At 69.7% G+C, this 26,999-nt stretch carries 22 protein-coding genes and 3 pseudogenes; 10 read left to right on the top strand and 15 right to left on the bottom strand.

The genetic code is table 11. From position 1 onward, the window contains the following. Both BMG523DRAFT_RS16020 and BMG523DRAFT_RS26560 read left to right on the top strand, forming a co-directional pair. Positions 1 to 845, top strand: an 845-nt coding sequence (locus BMG523DRAFT_RS16020; RefSeq protein ID WP_043591484.1) for an ISAs1 family transposase, incomplete at its 5' end; no start/stop codon positions are given. Positions 846 to 860: 15 nt separating this feature from the next. Continuing rightward, a pseudogene (locus BMG523DRAFT_RS26560) lies at positions 861 to 1,132 on the top strand (IS66 family transposase); the annotation flags it as partial. 767 nt (positions 1,133 to 1,899) lie between these two features. On the opposite strand, the gene BMG523DRAFT_RS16025 reads toward BMG523DRAFT_RS26560, so the two are convergent. Genes BMG523DRAFT_RS16025 through BMG523DRAFT_RS16035 form a run of 3 tightly spaced genes read right to left on the bottom strand, consistent with a single transcriptional unit; the run spans position 1,900 to position 4,771 of the window. Further along, positions 1,900 to 4,170, bottom strand: coding sequence for a carbon starvation CstA family protein (locus tag BMG523DRAFT_RS16025; protein ID WP_011436879.1), 2,271 nt, complete (start codon positions 4,168 to 4,170; stop codon positions 1,900 to 1,902). Beyond that, positions 4,167 to 4,514, bottom strand: coding sequence for a hypothetical protein (locus BMG523DRAFT_RS16030; protein WP_011436880.1), 348 nt, complete (start codon positions 4,512 to 4,514; stop codon positions 4,167 to 4,169). Before BMG523DRAFT_RS16030 ends, BMG523DRAFT_RS16025 begins: the two co-directional genes overlap by 4 nt. Beyond that, positions 4,511 to 4,771, bottom strand: coding sequence for a DUF3311 domain-containing protein (locus BMG523DRAFT_RS16035; RefSeq protein ID WP_076807387.1), 261 nt, complete (start codon positions 4,769 to 4,771; stop codon positions 4,511 to 4,513). The genes BMG523DRAFT_RS16030 and BMG523DRAFT_RS16035 overlap by 4 nt, the downstream gene beginning before the upstream one ends. A gap of 365 nt (positions 4,772 to 5,136) precedes the next feature. Here BMG523DRAFT_RS16035 and BMG523DRAFT_RS16040 point away from each other — a divergent pair, with 365 nt between their 5' ends. The 5 genes and pseudogenes from BMG523DRAFT_RS16040 to BMG523DRAFT_RS16060 all read left to right on the top strand — a co-directional run bounded on the left by BMG523DRAFT_RS16040 (position 5,137) and on the right by BMG523DRAFT_RS16060 (position 10,084). After that, positions 5,137 to 6,684, top strand: a complete 1,548-nt coding sequence (locus tag BMG523DRAFT_RS16040) for a sodium:solute symporter (RefSeq protein ID WP_011436882.1) — start codon at positions 5,137 to 5,139, stop codon at positions 6,682 to 6,684. Beyond that, positions 6,681 to 7,277, top strand: a complete 597-nt coding sequence (locus BMG523DRAFT_RS16045; protein ID WP_043591492.1) for a sigma-70 family RNA polymerase sigma factor — start codon at positions 6,681 to 6,683, stop codon at positions 7,275 to 7,277. Before BMG523DRAFT_RS16040 ends, BMG523DRAFT_RS16045 begins: the two co-directional genes overlap by 4 nt. Further along, positions 7,274 to 7,489, top strand: a pseudogene (locus BMG523DRAFT_RS16050) (hypothetical protein); the annotation flags it as partial. The gene BMG523DRAFT_RS16045 and the pseudogene BMG523DRAFT_RS16050, both read left to right, overlap by 4 nt. A gap of 161 nt (positions 7,490 to 7,650) precedes the next feature. Next, the gene (locus BMG523DRAFT_RS16055) at positions 7,651 to 8,835 is read left to right on the top strand and encodes a lipid-transfer protein (protein ID WP_011436885.1); all 1,185 of its coding nucleotides are present in this window, start codon (positions 7,651 to 7,653) and stop codon (positions 8,833 to 8,835) included. A 103-nt stretch (positions 8,836 to 8,938) separates the two neighbouring features. Continuing rightward, positions 8,939 to 10,084, top strand: coding sequence for a TetR/AcrR family transcriptional regulator (locus tag BMG523DRAFT_RS16060; RefSeq protein WP_255353886.1), 1,146 nt, complete (start codon positions 8,939 to 8,941; stop codon positions 10,082 to 10,084). Positions 10,085 to 10,138: 54 nt separating this feature from the next. Here BMG523DRAFT_RS16060 and BMG523DRAFT_RS16065 read toward each other — a convergent pair whose 3' ends face one another. The 4 genes from BMG523DRAFT_RS16065 to BMG523DRAFT_RS16080 all read right to left on the bottom strand — a co-directional run bounded on the left by BMG523DRAFT_RS16065 (position 10,139) and on the right by BMG523DRAFT_RS16080 (position 13,869). After that, complete coding sequence (locus BMG523DRAFT_RS16065; protein ID WP_011436887.1) at positions 10,139 to 11,050, bottom strand: metal ABC transporter permease; 912 nt, start codon at positions 11,048 to 11,050, stop codon at positions 10,139 to 10,141. Next, positions 11,047 to 11,973 carry a metal ABC transporter permease gene (locus BMG523DRAFT_RS16070; RefSeq protein ID WP_011436888.1) on the bottom strand — a complete coding sequence of 309 codons (927 nt, stop codon included), beginning with the start codon at positions 11,971 to 11,973 and terminating at the stop codon, positions 11,047 to 11,049. Before BMG523DRAFT_RS16070 ends, BMG523DRAFT_RS16065 begins: the two co-directional genes overlap by 4 nt. After that, positions 11,970 to 12,779, bottom strand: coding sequence for an ATP-binding cassette domain-containing protein (locus BMG523DRAFT_RS16075; protein WP_035734015.1), 810 nt, complete (start codon positions 12,777 to 12,779; stop codon positions 11,970 to 11,972). Before BMG523DRAFT_RS16075 ends, BMG523DRAFT_RS16070 begins: the two co-directional genes overlap by 4 nt. A gap of 115 nt (positions 12,780 to 12,894) precedes the next feature. Then, on the bottom strand, positions 12,895 to 13,869 hold the full coding sequence (locus BMG523DRAFT_RS16080; RefSeq protein WP_011436890.1) for a metal ABC transporter solute-binding protein, Zn/Mn family: 975 nt from the start codon (positions 13,867 to 13,869) through the stop codon (positions 12,895 to 12,897). Between the two features lie 112 nt (positions 13,870 to 13,981). On the opposite strand from BMG523DRAFT_RS16080, the pseudogene BMG523DRAFT_RS27430 reads away from it, so the two are divergent. Both BMG523DRAFT_RS27430 and BMG523DRAFT_RS16085 read left to right on the top strand, forming a co-directional pair. Next, positions 13,982 to 14,158 (top strand): annotated as a pseudogene (locus tag BMG523DRAFT_RS27430) (PT domain-containing protein); the annotation flags it as partial. A 250-nt stretch (positions 14,159 to 14,408) separates the two neighbouring features. Next, positions 14,409 to 14,801, top strand: a complete 393-nt coding sequence (locus BMG523DRAFT_RS16085) for an SCO5389 family protein (protein ID WP_011436891.1) — start codon at positions 14,409 to 14,411, stop codon at positions 14,799 to 14,801. A 262-nt stretch (positions 14,802 to 15,063) separates the two neighbouring features. Here the strand turns inward: BMG523DRAFT_RS16085 and BMG523DRAFT_RS16090 are convergent, their stop codons facing one another. Beyond that, positions 15,064 to 15,570 carry a hypothetical protein gene (locus tag BMG523DRAFT_RS16090; RefSeq protein WP_043591486.1) on the bottom strand — a complete coding sequence of 169 codons (507 nt, stop codon included), beginning with the start codon at positions 15,568 to 15,570 and terminating at the stop codon, positions 15,064 to 15,066. Positions 15,571 to 15,944: 374 nt separating this feature from the next. Here BMG523DRAFT_RS16090 and BMG523DRAFT_RS16095 point away from each other — a divergent pair, with 374 nt between their 5' ends. Then, complete coding sequence (locus BMG523DRAFT_RS16095; protein ID WP_011436893.1) at positions 15,945 to 17,069, top strand: CapA family protein; 1,125 nt, start codon at positions 15,945 to 15,947, stop codon at positions 17,067 to 17,069. 77 nt (positions 17,070 to 17,146) lie between these two features. On the opposite strand, the gene BMG523DRAFT_RS16100 is transcribed toward BMG523DRAFT_RS16095, so the two are convergent. The 7 genes from BMG523DRAFT_RS16100 to BMG523DRAFT_RS16130 form a co-directional block, all read right to left on the bottom strand. After that, positions 17,147 to 18,550: a WS/DGAT domain-containing protein gene (locus BMG523DRAFT_RS16100; protein ID WP_043591495.1), complete on the bottom strand. Its 1,404-nt coding sequence runs from the start codon at positions 18,548 to 18,550 to the stop codon at positions 17,147 to 17,149. A gap of 278 nt (positions 18,551 to 18,828) precedes the next feature. Beyond that, positions 18,829 to 19,878, bottom strand: coding sequence for a prephenate dehydratase (pheA, locus tag BMG523DRAFT_RS16105; RefSeq protein WP_011436895.1), 1,050 nt, complete (start codon positions 19,876 to 19,878; stop codon positions 18,829 to 18,831). A gap of 72 nt (positions 19,879 to 19,950) precedes the next feature. Then, complete coding sequence (locus BMG523DRAFT_RS16110; RefSeq protein ID WP_043591488.1) at positions 19,951 to 21,243, bottom strand: dihydrolipoamide acetyltransferase family protein; 1,293 nt, start codon at positions 21,241 to 21,243, stop codon at positions 19,951 to 19,953. Between the two features lie 4 nt (positions 21,244 to 21,247). Beyond that, positions 21,248 to 22,237, bottom strand: a complete 990-nt coding sequence (locus BMG523DRAFT_RS16115) for an alpha-ketoacid dehydrogenase subunit beta (RefSeq protein ID WP_011436897.1) — start codon at positions 22,235 to 22,237, stop codon at positions 21,248 to 21,250. Continuing rightward, positions 22,234 to 23,400 carry a pyruvate dehydrogenase (acetyl-transferring) E1 component subunit alpha gene (pdhA, locus tag BMG523DRAFT_RS16120; protein ID WP_035912136.1) on the bottom strand — a complete coding sequence of 389 codons (1,167 nt, stop codon included), beginning with the start codon at positions 23,398 to 23,400 and terminating at the stop codon, positions 22,234 to 22,236. The genes BMG523DRAFT_RS16115 and pdhA overlap by 4 nt, the downstream gene beginning before the upstream one ends. 1,083 nt (positions 23,401 to 24,483) lie before the next feature. After that, positions 24,484 to 26,091 carry a ubiquinol-cytochrome c reductase cytochrome b subunit gene (locus BMG523DRAFT_RS16125; RefSeq protein ID WP_011436899.1) on the bottom strand — a complete coding sequence of 536 codons (1,608 nt, stop codon included), beginning with the start codon at positions 26,089 to 26,091 and terminating at the stop codon, positions 24,484 to 24,486. Next, positions 26,088 to 26,939: a ubiquinol-cytochrome c reductase iron-sulfur subunit gene (locus BMG523DRAFT_RS16130; RefSeq protein WP_023841669.1), complete on the bottom strand. Its 852-nt coding sequence runs from the start codon at positions 26,937 to 26,939 to the stop codon at positions 26,088 to 26,090. The genes BMG523DRAFT_RS16125 and BMG523DRAFT_RS16130 overlap by 4 nt, the downstream gene beginning before the upstream one ends. Between the last annotated feature and the right edge of the window lie 60 nt (positions 26,940 to 26,999).

The raw sequence follows: 26,999 nt of genomic DNA on the forward strand, positions 1-26,999 counted from the left end.
CCGGGCCCGCGGACCCGGGCGGCCTGGTAGCGGTGGCCTTTGACGGGAAGGTGATGAAGGGCGCCCGTTCCCGCCCGCCACAGGGGTCGGTGCGCCAGGAGGCGGTCGTCGAGGCCGTCCGCCACGACACCGGGACCGCGCTCGGGCATCAACGGGTCGTGGCCGGCGACGAGATCGCCTCGGTACGGACGCTGGTCAACCGGGTGTGTGACCACAACACGCTGGTCACGACCGACTGCCTGCACGCACACGAACCCTTGGCCCGGGCGATCCGGGCGAAGGGCGGCCACTGGCTTTTCTCGATCAAGGGCAACCAGCCCACCGTGCGGGCGAAGCTGGCCGGGCTGCCGTGGGACGAGTTCGGAAACCAGCACGTGACCCGGGAGAAGGCCCACGGCCGGATCGAGGAACGCGCGCTGAAGGCGTTGACCCCCTCCGCGCCGTCCCTGGTCGGGTTCCGAGGTACCCGGCAGGTGGTCAAGCTGGCCCGGACCACCCGCCGTAAGAAGACCACGACCAGCCCGGCTGCGACCTCGACCGAGGAGTTCTACCTGGTCACGAGCCTGTCCACCGACCAGGCCAGCCCCGCGCAGCTGGCCCGGTGGGCTCGTGGCCACTGGACGGTCGAGGCCATTCACCATGTCCGCGACCGGACCATGGACGAGGACCGCCACACCATCCGCACCAAGAACGCCGCCCTGAACTGGGCCATCGCCCGCGATACCACGATCAGCGCACTACGCCTGGCAGGCTACAAGAACATCAGACAGGCCCGCCGAGCCACCATCAGAGACCCTGGGCTCGTCCTCCAGATCATCGCCCTGACCAGCCAAAACAGACTTTGACGGAGCCCTGATGTCATGGGGCCGCGTCTCGCGGCAGCCGAGGAGCTGGCCGGCGAGTAGGTCGCGGCCCGGGCGGTGAACGACAAGCTGGCCGCGACGAACGAACGGCTGCGGCGGGCCGTGGCGGACGCGGCCGAGCGTCACGAGACGGAGTTGGGCGCGGCACGGGCCGAGCGAGACCGGGCACGTGAGCGGGTCGGGGAGCTCGATGTTGCCAACCTGCGGCGGCGGTTGTCGATGGACAGCACAAACCCTCGGTGCTGTCGTCGAAGGAGCCGATCGGCGCGGTTGCGCGTTTCAGATGGGACCAGATACCCTCTCGGGCTGGTTCAGGTCGGGGGGTGTAGCCGGACCGGTAGCAGACCATCCCGACCACACTCACCCGCCCGGGCCCACCCCGACCGGGTACCCGCACCACCGGGGGTCACCCCACGCCGCGCCCACGTCCGCCCCGTGGCGGCCTCAGGCCCTGCCCTGTCTCGTCGAGGAAACAGACCCGGGCATCCCGGGCCGCCGCCGTGGTTGTAGCGCCGGCCACTCCCACTTGACCCACTCCCGCGCCGCGGTGTCGTCGCGTTCCAGCGCACGACGGGCCGGCATCTGACCGACCAGCCGTGCCGGCTACGCCTCTCGATTCCCAGGCGCGATACCCGCAGCCCGCCGTTTTCGGGGTCACCTTGAATTCCCGCGCCATCTCCGTTCGGGTCGTTCCCGCCGCGAACCGGTCAGCCGCAGCCATCCGGACCCGCTCCCGTTCCACCTGCTCCGCGGGCGTCAACCCGTCGCACGCCTCATGCAAAGGATCTATCACACACCCACAGCCATCACCAGGAACACTAACCCCACACATTGACCATCAGTACACCTCGTGAACACAGCCTGACCGAAGCCCGTGGCCGTGTGACCACGCATTCCAGCCTACCGCGAAGAGCCATTTAACGTACGGCCATTGCCCCGTCGGCCGCCGGCCCGTCAATTGGTCGCGCCGGGACGAGCGGGTTCCGGCCTGATGGCCGTCGCCAGCTCGTCCCGGCGCAAACAGATTCAACTCTCGCTATTTTCGCGGAATGTTGTCAGCGGCGCAGCGGCGCAGCGGCGGTGTGACGGGCTCGGGCTGAGGGGCCCCGGCCGCCTGGACCGCATCCGCGAGCAGTTGGCGCTCTTCAGCGATCGCCAACAATCCCCCGGACGCGACAAAACGGGAGGCTACATAGTCCGCTTCGGTGGTGGTTATCGGCGCCCGGGTGCGGACAGCCCGTATGCACACCCGTACCGCATCGGCGAGCACGACGAGCACTAGCAGAGCGAACACTATCGCTATGATCCCGTCCACGGTCGAGTTCTGGACGACTTTGTGCATGTCGCTGATACTCCTCGCGGGCGCCAGAACCCTGCCGTCGTCGAGCGCGTCGGCATAGCGGTGCCGTTGGGCGAGGAAGCCGAGCTTGGGATCGTCCGAGAAAACCTTCTGCCAGGCCGCGGTGAAGGTGACGGCGACATCCCAGCCGAGCGGGACGCCGGGCACCCAGGCCCACCGCGCTCGCCCACTCTTGACGAACAGGGTGGTGACGACCGCCAATGCGATGGCGGCAAGCATCTGGTTGGCCATCCCGAACAGCGGGAACAGCTGGTTGATGCCGCCGAGCGGGTCGGTTGCCCCGGTCCAGAGGAAGTAGCCCCAGGTGCCGACCACCAGCACGCTGCTCAGCCAGACCCCGGGCCACCAGCTCACCCGGCCGATTGGCTTCCATACGTTCCCGAGCATGTCCTGCAACATGAATCGGCCGACCCGGGTTCCGGCGTCGACAGTGGTCAGGATGAACAGCGCCTCGAACATGATCGCGAAGTGGTACCAGAAGGCGGCGAGGCGGCCGCCCCCGAATGCGCCTGAAAGGATGTTGGACATGCCGACAGCGAGCGTCGGTGCACCTCCGGTGCGGGCTACCAGCGTCGATTCACCGACGGCCCGGGCCGCGGAGTCGAGGGCGTCCGGGGTGATGGTGAAACCGAGGTCGGTGACCGCGGACGCAGCCGACGCCGCGGTCTTGCCGACGACCCCACCGGGCGCATTCATGGCGTAGTAGAGGCCCGGGCTGAGCACCGCCGCCGCGATCAGCGCCATCAGTGCGACAAGGGACTCGGTCAGCATCGCCCCATAACCGATGAACCGGACCTGGGACTCCTTTTGAATCATCTTCGGCGTGGTGCCGGACGCGATGAGGGAGTGGAATCCGGACAGGGCACCGCAGGCGATGGTGATGAAGACGAACGGGAACAGGCTGCCGGCGAACACCGGCCCGTTTCCCCTGGTCGCGAAAGTACTGACTGCGTCCGCCTGAAGTACCGGAAATTCGACGAGAACGCCGATGGCGAGCAGCCCGATGGTGCCGACCTTCATAAAGGTCGAGAGGTAGTCGCGGGGCGCGAGCAGGAGCCACACCGGCAGCACCGAGGCGACAAAGCCGTAGCCGACAAGGCAGGCGACCAATGCCTTCGGGCTGAGTGTAAAGGCGGAGGCGAGGGCGGAGTCCTGGATCCAGCGGCCGCCGACAAGGGCCGCGAACAGTCCGGCGACACCGACGGCGGTGGCCTCAGCGACCCGGCCGGGTCGCAGCACCCGCAGGTAAATGCCCATGAACAGGGCGATCGGGATGGTCATCGCGATCGAGAAGGTGCCCCATGCAGAGGCGGCGAGCGCGTTCACCACGACAAGCGCCAGCACCGCCAGCAAAATGATCATTATGGCGAAGACGGCGACTAGTGCCGCCGTCCCGCCCACCGGGCCGATCTCGTCGCGCGCCATCTGGCCCAGGCTCTTGCCGTCCCGCCGCATGGAGAAGAACAACGTCACCATGTCCTGCACGGCACCGGCGAAAATAACACCGGCGATGATCCAGATCGTCCCGGGCAGATACCCCATCTGTACGGCGAGCACCGGGCCGACGAGCGGACCGGCCCCGGCGATGGCAGCGAAGTGGTGGCCAAACAGGACCCGCCGGTCGGTCGGCTCGTAGTCGACGCCGTTGTCGAGGCGTTCGGCCGGCGTCGCCCGGCTGTCATCCACCCGCAGCACCCGGTTTGCGATGAACCGGGCGTAGAAGCGGTAGGCGATGGCGAAGGATCCCAGGCCGGCGAGCAGGATCCACGCCGCAGAGATCGACTCGTGGCGGGACATCGCGAGCACAGCCCAGCTGATCGCGCCGACCGCCGACACCGTGGTCCAGATGGCTATCGATCGGAGCCGGCCGGTCCTCCGGCCATGGCCAGGCGCACGACCGCCGCCAGGCGGAAGACCGGTTCCGGCAGTATCGAGATGGGTAGTCATACGATGCGTCCCTTGGCGAGAGCGGCCAGGCCGAGCAGGTCAGCGAGCCCGACATCGGGCGGCAGGTCGGTGCTGAAGCGCCGGAAGCCGAGCCGCGAGCGGCAGTCGATTGTGACATCGCGGCCCAGGAGGAACGGATAGGCGAGTGGATGGGCTACGGCGCTGCCACCGGGATCCGCGTCCACCGGGCGGAAGCCCCGGTGCCGCGGCACAAGCGCCCGCGGCGCGGGGCGCAGCCACAGTTGACCGGTGCAGGCGCAGCACAGCCCCAGCGGGGCCCAGTCAAAAATAACTACCTCGCCCTCGCGGAGCGCGGCCCGGGCCCGGTCGGTGACCTGGATCACCGCAGGCCTTCCGGCGCCGTCCCCCGGCTGTCCAGCCGCCAAGCGGCGGCGGTCAGCAGCGCGCTTAAGGGCACCCAGGCAAGCTGATACCAGTAAAAGAACGGCACCCCGGCCAGCCGTGGCTCATCATGCGCATAAAGCGGGACCGCCAGCAGGGCTGCGAACGGTGTCCCGAGACACGCGACCGCGGCGGTTTGCCGCCGACGTGCCGCCGCGCGGGCCGGACGACCGGCGGCCGGCCGGTCTGTTGCAGGCACGGGCCCTGCCGGGATTCCTGCCGCGGAGTTTGCCGGGACACCCAGCGGAGTGTCCCGGCCCTGCTCATCGTGCCACATCCTGATCTCCCTGCATTTTGATCTTCCTGGTGGACCACCGGCCGGCCCAGGTACCCAGGCCGGGTGGTCACGCAGGCCGCGATGGTGTCACCGGGAGAGTTGCTCGCCGCGCCTCCGCGGTTTACGACTTGGTGAGCTACAGGTTTACGACTTGTTGCGGGATGATGTCGTGTCAACCGCGCCGGCTCGGTGCGCAACTGGAATAAGGACCGGGGGACGACCGGGCGGGCTTCCACCGGCGACCTCGCCGCGCCGTACGGGAAGCCGCGTGCAACGGAAGGTGTCGGATGGCCGACGGGACGACCGTGGCGGGATTCACCGTCGCGATAGCAGGCACTTCGTTACTATCGGTAAGGGCGCGCGCGTTCCATCGGCGGGACGAGCTCCCCTCGCCGGAAGGGTGGGCGCTCGCAGGGCGCCCGTTCGGTGGCGTTCTGACCTGGTTCCTGCTCGGCGGTGCGATCTACACCGCATATACCTTCGCCGCGGTGCCCGGCCTCGTCTACGGCGTGGGCGCTCTCGGCTTCTTCGCGCTGCCCTACACGATCATCGTCTATCCGCTGGCCTTCGTGCTCCTCCCACGTCTGGCGGAGACGGCTCGGCGCCATGATTACGTCACGGTGGGCGACTACGTGCGGGAACGCCACCGGTCGCCGCTGCTCGCGCTCGCCGTGGCGCTGACCGGAATCGTGGCCACCACGCCGTACATCGCGCTGCAGTTGGTCGGCGTCCGCGCGGTGCTCGTTGCCGGCGGCCTCACCCCGCCTGGGCTGCCCGGCGACCTGGTGCTGGCCTCGGTGTTCGGGGTGCTCGCCGTCGCGACCTACCGCAGCGGCATCCGCGCTCCGGCACTCGTCTCGGTCGCCAAAGGAATTCTGATCTTTTTGGCGGTCTTCGCCGTGGTCGGACTCGTCCTAGCCAGGCTCGGCGGACCCGGCGAGATCTTTGCCGCAGCACGGCGGAACATGGCCACGGACGGCTTGCCGGATCCGTCGCTCACGCTGGAGCCGTCGACGTTCGCCTCGTTCGCGAGCCTCGTGCTCGGCTCGGCGATGGCCCTGCTGGTGTACCCGCACGTGCTCACCGCCGCATTTGCGGCGAAGGACCCCGACGTCCTGCGCCGCTCGGCGGTCACCCTGCCCGCATGGACGGGCCTGCTCGGACTCTTCGGGCTGCTCGGCGTTGCCGCCTTGGCCACGGGGGTACGCACACCCCGCGGGCAGGCCGAAGCAGCTGTCCCTCTGCTCGTCCAGCAGCTGGCCCCACCGGTTGTCACCGGCGTCGTATTCGGCGCGCTCGTTGTCGCGGCGCTCGTCCCCGCGGCGGTGATGTCGGTGGCGGTCGCCATGCTCTTCGTCCGCAACGTATACGTCGAGTATTTTCACCCCACGGCCACCCCTAAGCATCAGGTCCGGGTGGCTCGCGGTGTCTCGCTGGTGACAAAGATCGGGGCATTCGCCTTCGTGCTCGGTCTGCGCGACCAGGATGCCATCGATCTGCAGCTGCTGGGCGGGGTCTGGATACTCCAGACCTTCCCGGCGGTCGGGATCGGCCTGTTCTCCACCTGGCTGCATCGCGGTGCGCTGCTTGCCGGATGGGCGGTAGGAATGGCGGCGGGAACCTGCCTGGTAACCTCCGGCGAATTCTCCGCGGTGGTGAACCTGCACCTGTTCGGGGCGTCCGTGCCGCTGTACACGGCGCTCCTCGCGCTCGGGCTGAACCTGGCGGTCGCCACCGCGCTCACCCCGGTCCTTCACCGCGTCGGCGTGGCCCGGAGCAGCCGGACATCCCAGGTGGACCGACTCCCCCGGCCGGACGCGCCGGGATGGCGGTGAGGACGGTGCGGGCGGTGCAGGGCATTCCCAAAGATCCAGCAGCCGTCACTGCCGGCGACGCCGCCACTCTGCTGCCGGCCGACAAGATCCAGGTGAATCTTCACGATCTTGATCGGGAGACCGCCATCGCGCGGCTCTTCAACACCCACTACGTCTCATTGGTACGACTGGCCGCCCTCCTCGGCGCGGACGACCCGGAGGATATCGCCGCGCAGGCGTTCTACGAGCTCTACCGGCGCTGGCGAAAACTGCGGGACTCGACCGCCACCCTGCCGTATCTACGTAGCATAGTCTGCAATCTCACCCGAATGCGACTGCGCCATCTCCAGGTTGTCCGAAAAAACATGGGATGGCCATCAGACCAGGTAGAATCGGCGGAGACGCAAGCGCTGCTGCGGCACGAACAGCGAGCTGTAGTCGTCGCGTTACAGCGGCTGTCGCCGCGCCAGCGGGAGGCCCTGGTACTGCGGTACTGGCTCGATCTGAAGGAATCCGAGATAGCCGCAGTCATGGGGATTTCCTGCGGCGCAGTGAAATCCCATGTGGCGCGAGGAATGACGGCGCTGTCCCGCGCGATGGAGTCCCAGACATGATATATCACACCGGGCCGCTCAGCGACACCGAACGACGGCTGCACGACGCCCTGGACGCTCTCGCCGGCGGCGTGCCCGTGTCGCCCGACGCCTACCGGCGGGCGCGGGCCACCTGGCGCCGCCGCGAGCGCCGCAGGCGGCTCATCCTCGCCGTCGTCATCGCGGTGGTCTTCACCTTCGCGAACCTGGTCGGCCTGTGGGCGCTCAACCACTGACCGGCGTGGAACTTCGCTCGACCGCAGGCCGTGACGCATCCGCATCGCTCCGCCTTGTGAATCCTCGCAAGCATGCTTACGCCACACCTCTCCCCCTGACGTGCGCTACTGTGGTGCTCACGGTATTAAGTGAACAGCAGCTAGCCTAGGGAGTGGTGATGAGCGGTCGGGTGATGGTGGCGGGCGTCGGCATGGTGCCGTTCGCGACGCCGAGCAGGAGCGACAGCTACGACGTGCTGGCCGAGGGGGCGGTCAGGGCGGCGTTGGCCGATGCCGGGATCGACCTGGCGGCGGTCCAGCAGACGTACGCCGGCTATGTGTACGGCGACTCGACGAGCGGGCAGAAGGCGCTGTACCGGGTGGGGATGACCGGGGCGCCGGTGGTGAACGTGAACAACAACTGCTCTAGTGGGTCGTCGGCGCTGTTCCTGGCGCGGCAGGCGGTGGCTTCCGGGGCGGCGGACTGCGTGCTGGCGTTCGGGTTCGAGCAGATGCGGCGCGGCGCGCTGACGATGCAGTGGGACGACCGGCCCAACGCCTTCGAGCGGTTCGACGAGGTGGTCACCAAGGTGCAGGGCGAGGTCGAGGGGGTGCCGTTCGCACCGCGGTACTTCGCCGGTGCGGGTGCGGCCTACTGTGAGAAGTACGGGATGGACCCGGCGGTATTCGCGCGGATCTCGGTGAAGTCGCGCCGGCACGCGGCCAACAACCCGTATGCGGTGTTCACTGATCCGGTGACCGTGGAGGAGGTTCTTGCCTCGCCGCGGATCCTCGGTTGGCTGACCCGGCTGCAGTGCTGCCCGCCCACCTGTGGCGCGGCCGCCGCGGTGGTCGTTTCCGAGGACTTCGCGCGCGCCCACGGCCTGCGCGCCGATGTGGCGATCACCGCGCAGGCGATGACCACGGATACCCCGTCCTCGTTCGACGGGGACCTGATGCGCCTGGTCGGTTACGACATGACCGCGGCCGCCGCGCGGCAGGTGTACGAGGTGGCCGGGGTGGACCCGCTCGATGTGCGCGTGGTGGAGCTGCACGACTGCTTCACCACCAATGAGCTGATGACCTACGAGGCGCTGGGGCTGACTCCGGAGGGCACGGCGGAGAAGTTCATCGTCGACGGCGACAACACCTACGGCGGCCGGGTGGTGACCAATCCGTCGGGTGGGCTGCTGTCCAAGGGGCACCCGCTGGGCGCGACCGGGTTGGCGCAGTGCGCGGAGCTGGTGTGGCAGCTGCGCGGCGAGGCCGACAAGCGCCAAGTCGAGGACGTGACCGTGGCGCTGCAGCATAACATCGGCCTCGGCGGCGCCGCCGTGGTCACCCTCTACGAGAAGGTAGGCTGATCCACACCGAGGAGACCGAGGGGGTTGTACCGAGGGGGTTGTTCTGCCGGACCGCACGCTTGCGCCGCCGCGCGGCACCCGCCCGCGTAACCGGCGGGCGCTGATCCTTGGCGCCGCCTCGGACCTGTTCGCCCGCCGCGGCTACGACCAGATCGGCATGACCGATCTCGCCGAAGCCGTGGCGGTCGGCCCGTCCGCGCTGTACCGGCACTTCTCCGGTAAACAGGACCTGCTCCGCGAGGTCATCGCCGCAGGCCTGGCCCCGCTGCGGCACCTGCTCGATGATCTCGATCTCGCCGACCGCGCCGACCACGCCACGGCGTCGGCCCGGCTCGCCGCTCGCTGCCTCGACGAACGCCATATCGGCGTGCTCTGGCAGCGCGAAGCCCGCCATCTGACCCCTGACGACCATGCCCTGCTGCGCGCCGAGGTCCGCGAGATCGGACGCCGCCTCACCGGCCGGGTGCGCGCCGCCCGCCCCGAGCTCGACGCCCCCACCGCGGACCTGCTCACCTGGGCGATGCTGGCCGTGCTGATGAGCCCGTCCTTCCACCACCTGGACCTGCCCCGGCCCGCCTACGACGACCTGCTCGCCGAGCTCACCGACCTCGTGCTGGACACCCCGCTGCCCGGCACCTGCGCCGCATCGCCGCCACCACCGGCCGGACCGCCACCACCGGCCGGACCGCCGTTGCGGCTGGCCTCCCGCCGCGAGGCGCTGCTCACCCAGGCGGTGCGGATGTTCGCCACCCACGGCTACGCCGGCGTCGGCATCGAGGACGTCGGCAACGCCGTCGGCATCACCGGCCCCAGCGTCTACCACCACTTCCCGAGCAAGCTGGACATGCTGCGCACCGCGTTCCAGCGCAGCACGGCCGCCCTGTTGATGGACGTCAGCGCGATCTATCGGACTTCGAACGGCGCCGCCGACGCCCTGCGCCGACTGGTCGGCTCCTACATCCGGTTCACCCAGGCCCACCACGACCTGATCGGGCTGCTGATCACCGAAGTCGAGCATCTGCCGGAGGACGAACGCCACGCCGCCCGTCGGGCCCAGCACGACTACCTCACCGAATGGGTTCACCTGCTCCGGCTCGTGCACCCCGAGCTCGACCCCACCGCCGCCCGGATCCGGGTGCACGCCGCGGTCGCCGTCGTCAACGACACGGCCCGCACCCCGCACCTGCGGCACAACCCGGGCGTGCCGGGCGCGGTCGAGTCGATCTGCGGCCGGCTGCTCGGGCTCTGACCTGGCGCCTCCCGGGATTGCGCGCGACCGCGCTGGTGGCGCCGGTGGGTTCGATCAGGCCGAACGAGGCGCATCCGCGGACAGATGCCGCACCGGCCGCGCCAAGCCCGAGTCCGCGACCAGTCGGGTGACGATCAGCGTGACGGTGTAGGTGGCGGTGGCGGTGGCAAGGATGGCGAAGCTCGGGGGGATCCGCGGGGCGAGGTAGCTGGTGGTCAGCCCGACCCAGGTCACCGCGACCGCCACCGCGGTGGAGATCATCATTCCGTGGTAAGGGTGGGCGGTGAGCCGGTGGGCGGTGCCGGCGGGTGCGGCGAGCATACCGAGGAGCAGCAGGGCACCGACGGCCTGGGTGGCATCGGCTGCGGTCGCCCCGACGAGGCCGAGGAAACCGACGCCGAGGAGGCGGACGGGGACACCTCGGGCGGCCGCGACCGCGCCGTCCAGGCTGGCGAACAGCAGGGGACGCCCGATCGCGATGGTGGCGAGACAGAGGATTACGGCGAGTATGGCAGCCTCCCAGGCGTGGGAGGCGTCCAGGCCGAAGATCGAGCCGAACAGGACGGTGACACCGGCGGTGCCGTTGCCGGTGTTGCGGTGGGTGGTGTAAAGGGTGAGGAAGAGCACCCCGAGGCCGAGGACCCAGGCGAACACGCTGCCGATGACGACGTCATCGGCGTGGCCGCGGGGGCCGAGGGCGCCGAGGGCGCCGAGGGCGCATCCGACGGCGACGGTGGCGGCGAACAGGCCGACTCGGGCGTCGATCCCGGTGGCCAGGGCGGCGAGTGCGCCGGTGAACGCCACATGGGACAACGCGTCGGCGGTGAAGACCTGGGCCCGCAGGACGAGGAAGTAGCCGACGAGTCCGGCCGCCATGGCAATCCCCGTTCCGGCGATGAACGCATTCTGCATGAACGGGTGCTCGAACATCGCGGTCAGTCCCGTGTCCGCCGTGGCCGCGGTCATGCTGCTGCTCCGGTCATCCGGGGGACGCGGGCGGCCCGGCCGAGCAGGTCGTGCGCGCCGACGGCGAGACGGGCGAGGAGGTACAGGCCGAAGGAGAAGCTGGTGATGAAAAAGCCGATCGGATAGGGCGAGTAGTAGGCCACGGTCAGCCCGGCCCAGGTGACCAGCAGGCCTAGCAGCACGGTGAGCGTGAGGCTGAGGGCCGGTCGGGTGGTGAGGACCTGTGCGGTCGCGGCCGGGATGACCAGCAGGGTGAAGACGAGGAGGGTTCCGGTGATCTGGCTGACCTCCGCGGCGGTGCTCCCGAGCATGATCAGGAAAGCCACCGACAGACCCCGCACCGGCACTCCGGCGGCGGCAGCCACGGCTGGATCGAGCGAGGCGAACAGCAGCGGCCGCCCGATGAGCGCCAGCACTGCCAGGACCGCCACGGCGACGGCGGTCAGCGTGAGGACCATGTCGTCGGTGATTCCCAGGAAGCTGCCGAACAGCAGCGTGTTGACCCCGCCGAGGAATCCCTTGTACAGGCTGACGAACAGGAATCCGCAGGCCAGCGCGAACGCCTGGACGGTACCGATGGTGGCCGACTCCGCGGCCCGCCCGGCGGCTGCCCCGCCCGCCCCGGGGATGGCCGCGATGATCAGCGCCGCGGTGAGGCAGAAGGCGAAGTAGCCGTAGGTCGCGCCCAAGCCGAGCCAGATCGCCCCGGCCGCGCCCGGGAAACCGGCCACGGCGAGGGTGTGGCCGGCGAAGGCCTGGCGGCGTAGGACCATGAACCATCCGGTTGCCCCGGCGGTCAGCGCGACGATGGTTCCGGCCCGGAACGCGTTCACCATGAACGGGTAGGCGAACATCTGCCGAACGTCGCGGACCAGGTCCCACGACAGGCCCGCGTCGGTCGCGACCACCGCTGCAGTGATCACAGGTGGCCGGTCCCGTCGTGACGGTCGGCGTGTACGGCGGGCGGCTCGGGCTGGCCGACGACGACGAGGCGCCCGTCGGAGGTGGTCAGCACCTCGATGGGGGCCTGGTAGAGCCGGCTTAACGTCGCACTGGTGATGACCTCGGCGGGAGGGCCCGAGACCGCGCCGCCGCCGGCGAGGTAGATGACCCGGTCGAGGCTGGACAGGATTGGGTTGACGTCGTGGGCGACCATCAGCACGGTCACCCCCGCCGTCTGGCAGATGGTGCGGATGAGGGTCGCGACCGAGGCGGCGTTGGGCGGGTCCAGGCTGTCCAACGGTTCGTCGAGAAGCAGCAGCCGGGGCCGGCGGGCGAGCGCCTGGGCGATCAGAAGCCGCTGCTGCTCCCCACCGGACAGCCGGCCGATCGGCTGGTGGGCGTAGCCGGTGGCGCCGACCTGCTCGACGAGTTCGGCGACGCGCCGCCGCGCGGTCCGGGCGCGATCTCCGCCGGGCAGCGGCAGACCCCACCGGTGGCCGTCGAGACCGAGGCGGACGATGTCAAGCCCCCGGATCCGTACCGACGGGTCGAAGCTCCGTCGCTGCGGCAGATAACCGACCTCGGTGCGGGCCCGCCCGGGATGCCGGCCCAGCACCACCACCCGCCCCGCGGCCAGCGGCAGCAGGCCAAGGGCCGCCTTGAGCAGGGTGGACTTACCGACGCCGTTGGGACCGAGGATCGCGACGAACTCCCCCGCGCCGGCCTCGACGTTCACCCCGCTCCACACCATCCGCCCACCGAGACGAACCGCCGCACCCTCGAACATCACCGCCGGCGCGGCCGGCCTGCCGGCGCTGACCGGCGCCACCGCCGCGTCAACCTCGGCGCTCGCGCCGTCGGTTCGAGGGTGCGCCACCGCCGCCATTCTCGTCACCTTCCGCTTACTTTCCGGTTGCCTGCGCCAGCGACCCGCGCAGGGCTTCCAACTGGGCGACCTGCCAGTCCTGGAACGACGCTCCGGCCGGGACGAGCGTCTCGGTGATGGTGGTCACCGGGATGTGGGCCGCCTTCGCCTCCTCGATCTGCCGCCGCACGTCCGGGGTGGCGTTCTGGCTGTTGTAGACGTAGATTTTGATCTTCCCGGTCTTGATCTGGCTGTCGCTGGTGCTCTTGTCCGCGACAGTCGGATCGCTGCCCTCCGAGATCGCACGCAGGAAGGCCGGCGGGGTCAGCAGGTTCAGCCCGAGCGCTGGGGACAGCATCGCGAAGATGCTCTCCGAGGCCCCGACCGGCGTCCCGGCATACTTCTTCTTGATTGTCGCGATGAGATCGGTGTACGGCTTGAGGGTCGTGGCGGTGAAGGATGCCCGCTGCTGATCGAAGTAGCCCGAGTCGACGGGGTCGATCTTCTTGTAGTCGGCGGTGACCTGGTCGATCACTTTCGCGACGTCATCCGGGTTGTACCAGCGATGCGGGTTGTCGCCGTCCTTCGCGCCGACCAGGTCGCCGACGGTCAGCGTCACCCGCCCGGTCGCCGGGTTGGCCGCCGCCAGCTTGCCCGCCCACGGGTCGTAGCCGACGCCGTTGTCGATGAACAGCCGCGCACCGGCGATCGCCCGGCCGTCGGCGGGGGTCGGCTCATAGTCATGCGGGTCGGCGTCGGGATTGTCGATGATGCTGGTGACCGCCACCCGGTCGCCCCCCAGCTGGGCGGCGATGCTGCCCCAGAAGTTCTCGGCCGCCACCACGGTGATCTTCTTGCCGCCGGTGGCGCCGGTCCCGGTGTTCCCCGACGAGGACGTCCCACACGCGGCCACGACCATCGCCACGCCGGCGGCCACTACCCCCAGGCCGCGCGGCACCCGCCCGGGCCGCACCCGCCAGCGCCGCACCGTGACCAGCCGTGCACCATCCACCACGATCTCCCTGCTTGTTACCCGACCGGACCTGCTAGCAGGACCGGGATTCATTGCCGCAAAGGTAGTCGCTAATGGAAACCGTTACAAGTTCGAGTTCGAGCGGTCGGCGATGACGCGGGGCGAGCCTCCCCGCCGCCTACCCGTCCACCCACCCGTCCACCCGTCCACCCGTCCGTCCACCCGTCCAACCGTCCGTCCACCCGTCCAACCGTCCGTCCACCCGTCCACCCGTCCAACCGTCCGTCCAACCGTCCAACCGTCCAACCGTCCAACCGTCCAACCGTCCAACCGTCCAACCGTCCACATGATCGACCAGGTGCTTTGTCGGGTCGGACGTCCTGTACCGTCCACCGGGGCGTGCGCCGGGTGCATGGAGGCGGACGCGTCGCATCGCATGGCAGATCCGGCGGGGTGTCGGGGCGCCCCGTCGCGGCGCAATCGATCTGCATACGGAGTATTACTGTTGGTATTGACAACGGTTGTTACATCCAAGACAGTGGTGATCGTTGTCGCTGCCACCAGCCCAGGAGGTATCCATGTCCCTGACGGTGTCGCCCGACCTGTTGGAGCAGGCCGAACAAGGTCACGTCGACGAGGCCGACTTCCTCGCCTGCATCCGCACTTCCCTGCCCTACGCCTACGGCCTGGTCGAGCGGCTCGCCGGCGAGCTGCCCACCGCAACCCGCGACTTCGCCGACAACCAGACCCCGCCCGCGGACGACGCCGAGCAGGGCCAGCTGTTGCGGGCGATGGCCAGCACCTCGATACGCGCGGCTCTGGAACGGCACTTCGGCGTGGCGCTGGCCTTCCAGAACTGCCATCGGCTGGCCGCTTTCCGCCCCCAGGCCACGAGCGGCGAGCAGTACCGCCGCTTCGTCTCCCCGGAGAGCCAGGTCCTCAACCAGCAACCGGAGTTCGTCAACTGCTAGCCTGGGCTCCCGGGATATTTTGATCCCGATGGCCTGGTGGGCCGGTGTTGTCCATTTTGTACCGGATTTTTTGTACCGGATCTGTCCTGGACGTTCATCCACCGGCCCGCCTGGCCCATCGATCAGAATCGGGTAACGCCCACAATGTGGCGTCGATCGGGGAAGCGTCGAGGCAGACGGACCTCCTACCTCGCGTTCATCAACGCCACGAACACCAAAGCGTCGATCGCGCAACGGGGCAGGGCGCTGTGGCGTGTTACCGCTACCGCGTTGGGATGCTCAGGATGACGTCGCGGCCCACGCTGCTCACGGTCGGATGCGCCGGCGGTGCTGGCCTGCGTCCACACAGCCCGAGGTAGTAGGTCACCACACCCTCGAAGTCGCCGCCCTGCTTCACGTGGACGACATTCGTTGTCCGGCCGAGAGGGAAGAGGTTCCTTGGAGCGGCGGGTCGACCTTCGATGTTGTGCGCGGCGGAATTGTGGAAGGTGACCTTCACGAAGGATCGGCCCAGCACAAAGACTCGATTACCGGATCCGTCCTGGATCAGCCCCGATCTCGGCACGTACTCGGCTCTGACATCTTTCGGCGCTGACGGCCGGAAGACGAAGGTGACGATGTCCACCCGGGCGCTGGCCGCGTGGGCGAAGCGGATGTGCATGAGCACGGGTGTGACCGGTGGAGCCGCCCGAGAAACCCCCGCCTCGGTGAAGACCAAGCTGAGGGTGAGGAGCAGGACGGCGCTTATGGCTGCGGCGATCCTTCTCATTGCTGGTTCCTTTTTCTTCGCTGCTTGAGGGGCACCGAAAGGCGTCCAACCTGATACGTGTGGCCAAGCGTCCCGTGGTGGCGCCCGGGCCGGGCCGGGCACCGCACGCGGGGCGTGTGCGCCGCTCGCGCGGACCGCTTCCGGGTAGCTGGCGCACGGCAATCGGTATGAGTCAGGGCCCTGCCACGGAGGGAGACACGGATCGCCGTTATGAGTCTCGGCGAAGGCGTTGCTCCTTACTCCGTGCATGAGGCCACCCCCTCGGGGGGTTCCGCTCGCGGCCTACAGGTTCCGCCCTGCCCTGGGGGGTGTCAATTTGGCGAACCGGCGGAATCCGGGCCGGTGGCCGGGGGCCGGTGGCCTAGGCTGGAACCGTGCACGATGGCGTGGTGACGCTGTTCCTCTGCGGCGACGTGATGCTAGGTCGCGGTGTCGACCAGATTCTGCCGCATCCGGGCGATCCGAGGCTTTCCGAGGGATATGTCCAGGATGCCCGCGCCTATGTCGAGCTGGCGGAGGCGGTGAACGGCCCGATTCCTCGTCCGGTCGAATTCTCCTGGCCCTGGGGTGACGCGCTGCCCGTGCTGGATGAGGTCCGGGCCGATGTTCGGGTGGTGAACCTGGAAAACAGCATCACCCGGTGCGATGACTTCGCCGCCGGAAAGGAGGTTCATTATCGGATGAGTCCGGACAACCTTCCCTGTCTGGCCGCCGGCCGGCCCGATGTGTGCGTGCTGGCGAACAACCACCTGCTGGATTTCGGCCACCGCGGGCTCGTCGAGACCCTCGACGCGTTGTTCACGGCCGGGCTGAGAGCGGTGGGAGCCGGACGCGACGCGGACGAGGCGTGCAAACCGGCCATGGTCCCGCTCGGCGGGGGCCGGCGGGTCCTGGTCTCCTCGTTCGGCCTGTCCTCCAGCGGCATTCCACGGACGTGGGCCGCGGCCCCGGGCCGGGCCGGCATCGACGTCATCCCCGAACTGTCGGACGCCACCGCCGAGGAGGTGACCGCCCGCGTCCGGCGGGCGAAGCGCCCCGGTGACCTCGTCGTCGCCTCCGTCCACTGGGGATCCAACTGGGGCTATGACGTAGACGACGACCAGATCCGCTTCGCCCGCCGGCTCATCGATGGCGGTGTCGACGTCGTGCACGGGCATTCGTCGCACCATCCGCGTCCCGTCGAGGTGTACCGGGACCGGCTTGTCCTGTACGGCTGTGGCGACTTCATCAACGACTACGAGGGCATTACCGGCTACGAAATGTACCGGGACGATCTGCGGCTGGCGTACTTCGTCTCCGCCGGGGTCTCCGTCGATCCGCCCGGCGCGACGCTGACCGGCCTGCGGATGGTGCCCCTGCAGACACGGCGGATGCGGTTGTGGCGCGCCGCACCCGAAGACGCCGGGTGGCTACGGGGGGTTCTCACCAGGATCAGCCGTGGCTTCGGGACACGGTTCGATCTCAACGCGCCCGGCGTGCTGTCGCTGCGCCAGCCATGAGCGAACCCTCGATGGTGCGCTCCAGCGCTTCGACAGCCTCGGCCAGCGACGAAGGCCGGAAGGTCAGGACCGGTCCGTCAGGCACGCTCACGCCGGCGTGAGGGCACCAGCCGGCTGAGCACGTCGAGTTCCGCCAGCCACAGCTGCCCCAACCGGGCGTGGTTCGGCACGCTGGCACTGGCCACGAACGTGAGACCGACCCGCTCGTCGATGCCAAGCATGGCGACGGCCAGATGCTGACGTCCGACGAGTAGTTGGCCCGTGCCGACCAGCCCGGTCACCGCGCGTCCCGCGACAGCCAGCGGCCCGCGCATCGTCCGGACGTTGCTCGCCACCAGGGCCATCTTCCGGATCTGGGCCGGGTAAGCGGCGGCGCCCGCGAGCATGCGGGGCGAGGCGATCGTCGCCAGGGTGGAGAAGTGGTGACGTTCCACCACCCCCAGCCCGCCCTTCTTCATGCGACGGGTCTCCGCGGCGATCCACGCCAGTCGCCGGCCGGGGTCCGGCTCCCCGCAGGGAAGCGGGACACGCACGCCCGAGGAATAGTTCGACAGCACGTTCCGTTCGGCGGCGGTCCGGAAACTGATGGGCATCAGCGCGTGGATGGGCTGACGGTCCCGGCGCCATTCGGGAAGGGACCACGTCCGCAGCGCCCCGGCGAGCGCGGCGAGATAGACGTCGTTGACCGTGACATCGTGGTGGCGGGCCACCGCTCGCAGCGTGCCCAGATCGGTGGTGACCCAGGAATGTCGCGCCGGCCCGGCCGGCGGCCCGCCCCAGGCGTCGAGGGCGCGGGTGGGCGCCAGGCAACGCAGCCCCCGGCCGACGAAACCCGCATAGTCCGAGGGCCGCGGCCGGCGGACAGCGGGAGGCAGACCGAGGTCGAGTTCGTCCTCCCCCCCGAAGAGCAGGTGCAGCGCCTGGTAGAGCGCGAAGCCGTCCTGCTGGATGTGGCTGGTCCGATACACCAGCACCGTGCCGGACGACCCCGGGGCGCGCAGCAGGTAGAGCATCCACGGCGACCGGCTGAGGTCGATCGGCTGGGCGGCAATGCGGTCGACGGCGGCACGCAGCCGCGCATCGCCGGCACCACCGTCGCCCCCGCCCACACCGCCAACACCGCCAACACCGTCGGCGGACGGTAGGTCCATGGCGACAACGTGGTCGTCGACGTTCAGGCCCGGACCGCGGACCCAGAGGGTCTCGTTCGCCGTCGAGCGGCGACCGGAGAACCGGACCGCGACAGTCTCGAGACGGTCGGTAAGCATCCGTGCCCGGGGGTCGCGCAGCCGCTCGGCGACGTGCGCACGCAGGTCCGCCAGCTCCAGCGGAGGGCCGTCGACGAACAGCAGCGCACCGACGTCCTGGAACTCCCCGGGATTGAGCCGGCTGAAGGCGAGGTAGGCCCGGTCACCCGAGGTCAGTGGACGAGCGTATGTCCGCTCGGGACCGGCCTTCGTGACCACGTCGAGCAGGGCCATCAGACGCTCCCCCACCCCGTCCTGGGGCGCGGAGCGCGGGCCTGGAAATCGGGCTGAACAACTTCACCAGATTGACGCGTCAACACGCCAAAGACACATGGGCCCATGTACCTATTACTCCTGATTCCGAGCAGGCCACCGGGGGTCTGTGTCGCACGTCTCCACGGAACAGACCCGAATGGGGAAAAGAACACCGTAGAGCACCATCACCAGCAACAATCAGATATGGCGTCGCCAGCGCAAGATAATGACACGTTTACGACATCACCACGAAAGGGCTATGGCACCGCTTCATCAGGCGCACCGAACAATGGCCGCCGGATCGCGTCCGCACGCCGCCCAGTTCGCACGCCGCCCAGGCACGCACGCCGCCCAGATCCGCACGCCTCCCAGTCCTCACCACGGCCGTCCAGGCAGCGAGCGAGCCAGTCGGCGGCCCTGACGAACTCGTGATCCGTCATGCTTGGGGGTACGGACGGGGCGGCCTCGTCGGCGCGGGGGTAAGACCCCAGGAAACGGATCTTCCGGCAGATCCGGTGCAGCCCCATCAGGGCCTCGCGCACCCGGCGGTCGCTGATGTGCCCTTCCGCGTCGATCGAGAAGCAGTACCGGCCCAGGCCCTCGCCGGTCGGCCGGGACTCGATCCGCATCAGGTTGGCCCCGCGAACGGCCCATTCCTGCAGGAGTTCCAGCAGCGCGCCCGGCTCGTCCGCGGCCGGCCACACCACGATGGACGTCTTGTCCGTGTTGGTCGGCGCGGTGGCGCGGCCTGGACGGCCGAGCAGGACGAAACGGGTGGTGGCGTCGGGGACGTCGTGGATGTCGGTCACGAGGGCCTCCAGTCGGTAGCGCCGTGCGGTGAACTCCCCGGCGAAGGCGCAGTCGAAGCGCCCCTCCCGCACCAGCCGGGCCCCCTCGGCGTTGGACGCGGCCGATTCCCACTCCGCGTACGGCAGGTGAGCCGCGAGCCAGCGGCGTACCTGGGCCCGGGCGACCGGGTGGCCGGTGACGGTCTTGACGTCCTCCAGCGTGGTTCCCGGCCGCACGAGCAGCGCGAAGCTGATCGGTAGCAGCACCTCGCGGCAGATCATCAGCGGCCTGCCGGTCGCGAGCTCGTCCAGCGTGGCGGTAACTGCCCCCTCGACGGAGTTCTCGATCGGTACCAGCGCGCCGGACGCGTCCCCGTTGCGCACCGCGTCCAACGCCTCCGCCACGGAGAGGGAGGGGAACAGCTCATGCGTCCGCGCATCCGGCAGCGTCCGCAGCGCGGCCTCGGTGAAGGTCCCCTCGGGGCCGAGGTAGGTGTAGCGGGGGGGGTAAGCAGGCAAGACAGACCTCCTAGGACCGGGGCGGGCAACGGTCATCGCCTGCTGGTAAGGCGGTGCTCAGAGGTGCGGTGGTCAGAGGTGGCGCAGCAGCACCGTGGGGTCTTCGACCGCGTCGGCGACGAAGCGCAGAAAGGACCCGGCGGTGGCGCCGTCGCAGACTCGGTGGTCAAAGGTGAACGAAAGCTGCACGATCCTGCGGACCGCCAGTTCGCCGTCCACCGCCCAGGGCCTGGGGACGATCCGGCCGATGCCGATCATCGCGGCCTCGGGGTGGTGGATGATGGGCGTGGAGCCGTCGACACCGAAGACGCCGTAGTTGTTGAGCGTGAACGTGCCGCCGGTCAACTCGGCGGGAGTGAGCGTGCCCGCGCGGGCGGCGGCGGTCAACCGGGCGATCTCGGCGGCCAGTCGAGCGGTGGTCAGGCCCTGAGCGTGGTGCACCACGGGCACGACCAGGCCGCGCGGGGTCTGGGCGGCGAATCCCAGGTGGACGGCGGCGTGGTGGCGCACGCCGGTCGCGCGGCCGTCCGCGTCGGTGACGACGGCGGAGTTGAGTGCGGGAAAGCGGACCAGGGCGGCGACGCAGATGCGGGCCAGGATCGCCAGGAGACCGATTCTGGGCTCGGCGCCCCCAGCGTTGCGGGTGTCGTTGAGGGTGTCCTTGGCGGCGAGCAGCGCGGTGGCATCCGTGTCGACCCAGCAGGTGGCGTCCGGCACCTCGCGCCTGCTGCGCGCGAACGTCTCCGCCGCGCGCCGCGCCAGCGGGTCCAGCGGGACGACGGTCGAGTCGGTCTCCGCCGGGCGCGACGGAGCGGAACGCGGGGCGATGGCACTCTCCACGTCCTTGCGCAGAATCAGCCCGTCCGGGCCGGTGCCGACGAGTTTTCGGAGATCGACGGAGTTCTCGCGGGCGAAGCGGCGAACGAGGGGCGAGACGACCTTGACCACGGTCTGGGCGGAAGGCCCGAGTGGCGTCGCCGGTCCGGGAGTCGGGGTGAGCGCCGGTACGGGGGGCGCTTCGGGAGCGCCGACGCGTCGTCGGCGGCGGGTTCGGGGGGGTTCCGTGCTGGTGCCGTAACCGACGAGGATGTTCCCGGAACCCGTTCGCCCTGCTGCCGGCTCGCTGACGGCCACGGTGATCAGTGGTGTGCCGACCGGGACACTGGTACCGGCCAGGCCCGCGAGGGAGGTGACGACGCCGGCGTAGGGGCAGGGCACCTCGACGACGGCTTTGGCGGTCTCGACCTCGGCTACGGGTTGGTCGACGGTGATGACGTCCCCGACGCCGACAAGCCAGCGGACGACCTCGGCGGAGGTCAGGCCCTCGCCGAGGTCGGGGAGGGGGAATTCGCGTACCGCGGCCACGGTGTCACTGCTCCCACTGGAGTCGGGCGACGGCGTCGAGGATGCGGTCGACGCTGGGAAGGTAGTGATGTTCGAGCATGGGGGGCGGGTAAGGGATGTCGAAGCCGGTGACCCGCAGGACGGGGGCGGCAAGGTGGTGGAAGCACCGCTCGCTGACGCGGGCAGCGATCTCCGCACCGACCCCGCCGAAACCCGCGGCCTCGTGGACCACAACGGCGCGCCCGGTGGCGCGGACCGCCTCGCAGACCGTCTCGTCGTCGAAGGGGACCAGCGAGCGCAGGTCGACCACCGCCAGGTCCCAGCCCTCCGAGCGCGCGGCCGCCGCCGCCTGGAGGCACACGGGGAGCGAGGGGCCGTAGGTCAGGAGGGTCGCCGAGGTACCGGTCCGGCGGACCACCGCCCGGCCGATCGGCGGCACCTCGGCCGCAGAGAAGTCGTCCGTGGACCGCTCGTCCGTGGACCAGTAGAGCCGCTTGGGCTCCAGGAACACCACCGGGTCGTCCGAGGCAATCGCCGAGCGGAGCAGCCCGTAGCCGTCGGCGACGGTGGCGGGGGTGACGACGTGCAGGCCGGGGGTGTGCGCGTAGTAGGCCTCGCTGGAGTCGCTGTGGTGCTCGACGCCGCCGACGCCGCCGCCGTACGGGATGCGGATGGTGATCGGCAGCGTGGTCTTCCCGGCCGTGCGGTTACGCATCTTGGCCACATGCGACGCGAGCTGCTCGAACGCGGGGTAGGCGAAGGCGTCGAACTGCAGCTCCACGACGGGCCGCAGGCCGTACATGGCCATGCCCACGGCGGTACCGAGGATGCCTGCCTCGGCCAGGGGGGTGTCCAGGCAGCGTTGCGCGCCGAATTCGGCAGCCAAGCCGTCGGTGACTCGGAAGACGCCGCCGAGAGTGCCAACGTCCTCGCCGAGGATGTGGACGCGCGCGTCCTCGCGCAGCGAGTCGCGCAGCGCGGCGTTGAGGGCCCGCACCATGGTCGCGGCGCTCATCGTGCGTCGTCGCTCTTGGCTGCGTCCGCGGCCTGCCAGGCCATCAGCTCGGCGGCCTGCTCACGAAGCTGGCTGGTCGGCTGGGCATAGACGTGCGTGAACAGTGAGCCCGGATCGAGATCAGGCACACGATCGAACTGGGCGCGCATCTCGGCGGCGAGTTCCTCGGCGGCCCGCGCGACTGCGGCGACGCCGGCGTCGTCGAGGAGACCGGCCTTGCGTAGCTGCCGCTCCAGCAGCGTCAGCGGATCGCGGGCCTGCCAGGCGGCGACCTCCTCCGAGGTGCGGTAGCGGGTCGCGTCGTCGGCGTTGGTGTGCGCCTCCAGCCGGTAGGTGACCGCCTCGACCAGCACCGGGCCGCGACCCGACCGCGCGTGCTCGACCGCCGCGCGCAGCACACCGTGCACCGCGGGCGCGTCGTTGCCGTCCACCAAACGACCGATGATCCCATGGCCCACCGCCTTGTGTGCCAGCGTCGGCGCCGCGGACTGCTGGGCCAGCGGCACCGAAATCGCATAGCCGTTGTTCTGTACCAGGAACACCACTGGCGCGTTCAGCACCCCGGCGAAGTTCAGCGCCTCGTGGAAGTCGCCCTCGCTGGTGCCGCCGTCGCCGATCAGGGCAAGCGCCACGACGTCCTCCGCCGCCCACGGATCCGAGGCCGCGCGCAGGCGAGCGGCGTGGGCCAGGCCCACCGCATGGCAGGCCTGGGTGGCCAGCGGAGTCGACAGCGGCGCGATCCGGTGCTCCCGCGGATCGTAGCCGCTGTGCGCGTTCCCGCGCATCAGCGTCAGCGCGTCCACCGGGCGCACGCCCCTCGACACCACCGCCAGCGTGTCGCGGTAGCTGGGGAACAGCCAGTCCGACTCCCGCAGCACCATGGCCGCGGCGATCTGGCATGCCTCCTGGCCGGTGGACGCCGGGTACACGGCGAGGCGGCCCTGCCTGGCCAGGGTCGTGGCCTGCTGGTTGAAGCGCCGTCCCAGCACCAGACGGTGGTACAGGACGCGCAGCAGATCGGTGTCGACCTTCCCCACCGCCTCCGTGCCGAGGACCCGGACCGGCTCGGGGTCGGGCAGGAGCGGAGCCGGGTCACGACGCGGACCGTGGGAGCTCGGCGGCCCGACGAAGCCGGGCGCGGTGCTGTCGTCGAGGATTGTCATGGTCCACCTTCGGCAGTTGGTGGCGGAAAGGGTTCGGGGATTCCGGTCAGGTCTACGCCGCCGTTGACCGGCTGCTGATGCAGGTCGGAGCTGTCCGTGGGCTGGCGGACGAACTGGGGAGGAGTCGTCCACCATCGGGCCTGGTCGGTCTCGCGGAAGTGGAGCGCCGGTGCACGATCAGCAGTAAGGTCCGCTCGGCCAGCGGTCCTCGATGCGTGCTGGCTCGCGGTCTCGAGCTCCGGACGCGGACGCCGGACCTCGGACGTCGGACTCCGAGTCGAGCTGCGGGACCTGAGTAACAGCCTGGCCAGGACGAGAGGTGCTTCTCACCGTCCGGATGAGCCGCCCAGGCCAGGTTCGACGATCAGGAAGCGAGGTACGGGGAGCCGTGGCCTCGCTTGAGCTGTCCCGGTTCGCCGGCTTGCCCGGTTCGGGCGCCGTCCGTGGTCACGATCCTCCTCCGCTCAACTTCTCGGCTCTGGTCCTCTGATTTTCCATCCCCCGTCGGCGGCTGGATCGTGTCCATAATCACCTTGATAGTCATCGTGCGGGCTCCGGCATGGCATTAATGCGTGGAGCGCGCCGCGCATCAGGTAGAAATACTTTCGTAGGTCGACTCGCCGAAGAGGCGGGGGTAGCGAGTCTGACGTAACCGGTGGAAAACCGACCCCGAGGGCTTGAGGTGATTGTCATCTCACCGGCGACAGGAGTGAATCTGCCTGGTCAGGGCCGTGCGGGCCCGATCCTCGCCGAGTCGGGCCCCGGCGGGCGTGAAGTGCGCAGCGCGACGTTCACCGAACGAGCCGGCCAGTACCGCTCGCCGCGGAAGTACCCGGCTGTTTCGATGCCATGTTTGTCGGTTGAATTTCCCTGGACATCGGTTCTCCGCTGTGACCAGCGTCTCGTGGGAGCCCGCCGAAAGTGCCTTCGACGGCTGTTACGTTGCTCTCCGAGCCCGCGCCAAGTTTTTATTGGTTGGGCCAGGCGAGTTGATCCTCTCGGCGCGCCGTTCAAATGGTGGTCGCCTGTTGGCTGATGCTTGCGTTCCGGGAATACCCATTATGGGCCCCCGCCGGCCGAATGCTAGGCGCGGGGACGGGTGAAGAAGCCGACGACGGCGCGACGGAGGCGGGCCTGCCCGCGCTGGCGGCCACTGGTGGGGCCTTCGATGGCGGGTGGGACTCGCTCGGCGGCGGCGAGGGCGGGTGCCGGGGCCGAGGGTTTCGGCAGTTCGACCTCGGTGTACCGGCCGGCGGGTTCGAGGCGGATCCAGCCGGTCTCTTCGGGAGCGGCCGCCTGCCGGCGTTCGCGGGCGGCAGCGGCGCGGCAGAGCCTGCGGGTGGCATAGAAGGCGAAGGGTGGCAGCACCAGCAGGCCGATGCGGCCGGCCCAGACGACGGCGTTGAGGGACAGGTGCAGGACGAGGGCGAACACGTCGTCGCCGCCGGCAAGCAGCAGGACGCCGTAGAAGGTCAGCGCCATCACCCCGAACGCGGTGCGGTCGGGGTGATGGCGGGGGCGTTGCAGCAGGTTGTGCTGATCATGATCCCGGGTGACCAGCGCCTCCAGGAACGGGTAGGCCGCGAGCAGGCCGAACAGCACTCCCGGCAGGACCACCCCCGGCCAGAGTACGGGCGGGACGTCGTGGCCGAGGCCCCGGTACTCCCAGGGCAGGAACAGCCGCAGCGAGCCCTCGAGGAACCCGACGTACCAGTCCGGCTGCGCCAGCGAGGAGACGTCCATGGGGGTGTACGGGCCGTAGGCCCAGACCGGGTTGATCTGCGCGACGCCGCCGAGCACCGCGAGCAGGCCGGCGGTGATGAGCAGGAAACCGACCGACTTGGCGGCGTAGCCGGGGAACAGCCGGCTACCGACAACGTTGTCCTCCGTCCGGCCAGGGCCGGGGAACTGGGTGTGCTTCTGGTGCCACAGGATCCCCAGGTGGGCGCCGATCAGCGCGAGGAGGAGACCCGGGACGAGCAGGATGTGCACCACGTAGAGCCGGGTGATGAAGTGCGTGCCGGGGAACTCGCCACCCCAGAAGCCCCAGGCGATCCAGGTTCCCACGACGGGGATGGACTCGGCGATCGCGTAGGCGATACGCACCCCGGTCCCGGACAGCAGGTCGTCGGGCAGGGAGTAGCCGGCGAAGCCCTCGGCGATGGCGAGCAGCAGCAGGCTCACCCCGATCAGCCAGTTGATCTCCCGGGGGCGACGGAAGGCGCCGGTGAAGAAGATCCGGCACAGGTGCACGATGATCGCCGCGACGAACAGCAGCGCCGCCCAGTGGTGGATCTGGCGGATGACCAGGCCGGCGCGGACGTCGAAGGAGATGTCGAGGGTCGAGGCGTAGGCACGGCTCATCGTCACCCCGCGCAGCGGCACGTAGGAGCCGTCGTAGACGGTCTGCTGCTCGCTGGGTTCGAAGAAGAACGTCAGGTAGACCCCGGTGGCCACGAGCACGCCGAAGCTGTAGAGCGCGATCTCGCCGATCATGAAGGACCAGTGGTCGGGGAAGACCTTGTTCATCACGCTGCGCAGGAACCTCGCGCTGCCCAGGCGCCGGTCGATGAATCCGACCGCCTTGTGACCGGCAGCGGTCACCGGCGATTCCCGCCCGGGGCCCGGCGATTCCCGCCCGGGACGGTCCGCGCGCCGCGTGGAGGTCCCGGAGCCGGTGGTGGCGGTCATGAGCGGCTCCAGAAGCCGGGCCCGACCGGTTCGGGGAAATCCGACCGGGCTCGGAAACACCCATCGGCGTCGACCGTGACGGGCAGCTGGGGCAGGGCACGGGTCGCCGGGCCGAAGATCGGCCTGGCCAGGTCGGTCATGTCGAAGACCGACTGGTGGCACGGGCACTGGAGCTGATGCGGCTGGCTCATGTACATGCTCACCGGGCAGCCCGCATGGGTGCAGATCTTCGAGAACGCGACGTGGTTGTCGTACCCGGCCGCGGCCTGCCGGGGCGGGGTGGCCAGTCCCGGGGGCAGCCTGATCAGCAGCGCCGCGCTGTCCGCCTGGGCGTCGAGGCCGAGATGCCCCTCAGGCAGCACGGTGAGGATGCCGCCGATCGCCAGGTCGCCAAGGCGCACCGGCCGGCCCTCCGGCGTCACCAGCCGCGCCCCGGGTGACCAGCGGGTGGTGAACAGGTCCCGATGCGGGGCCCGCCTGACCAGGTTGAGCAGCGGCACCACGGCTATCACCCCGAAACCGCCGAGCATGGCGAGCACGAGCCGGCGCAGCACCGGCAACTGGCGCAGCCCTGTCTCGGCCACGACCCGGTCCACGGTCTGCTGGGTGGCCGCCTCCTCGGCGCCCGGCGAGACCATGGGGTGACGTTCCTCGACCGCCTCCTCCTGGGGGATGAGACGCTTGTCCCACAGCACCGCGCCGATGCCGGCGGCGATGATGGCCAACCCCAGGGAGAGACCGAGCAGCGCGTTGTAGCCGACGGTGCCCGTCCGGCCGGTGAAGTTCACCACCGCGAACGCCACCGCGCCGACGAGCGAGAGCGACAGGCAGGCCGCTATCCCCGCCACGCCCCCGGGCCCGCCGGGCCGGGCTGCCCCGTCTGGTCCAGCCGGTCGCTGCGGTCGCTG

This window comes from Frankia sp. BMG5.23, assembly GCF_000685765.2.
Classification (GTDB): domain Bacteria; phylum Actinomycetota; class Actinomycetes; order Frankiales; family Frankiaceae; genus Frankia; species Frankia casuarinae.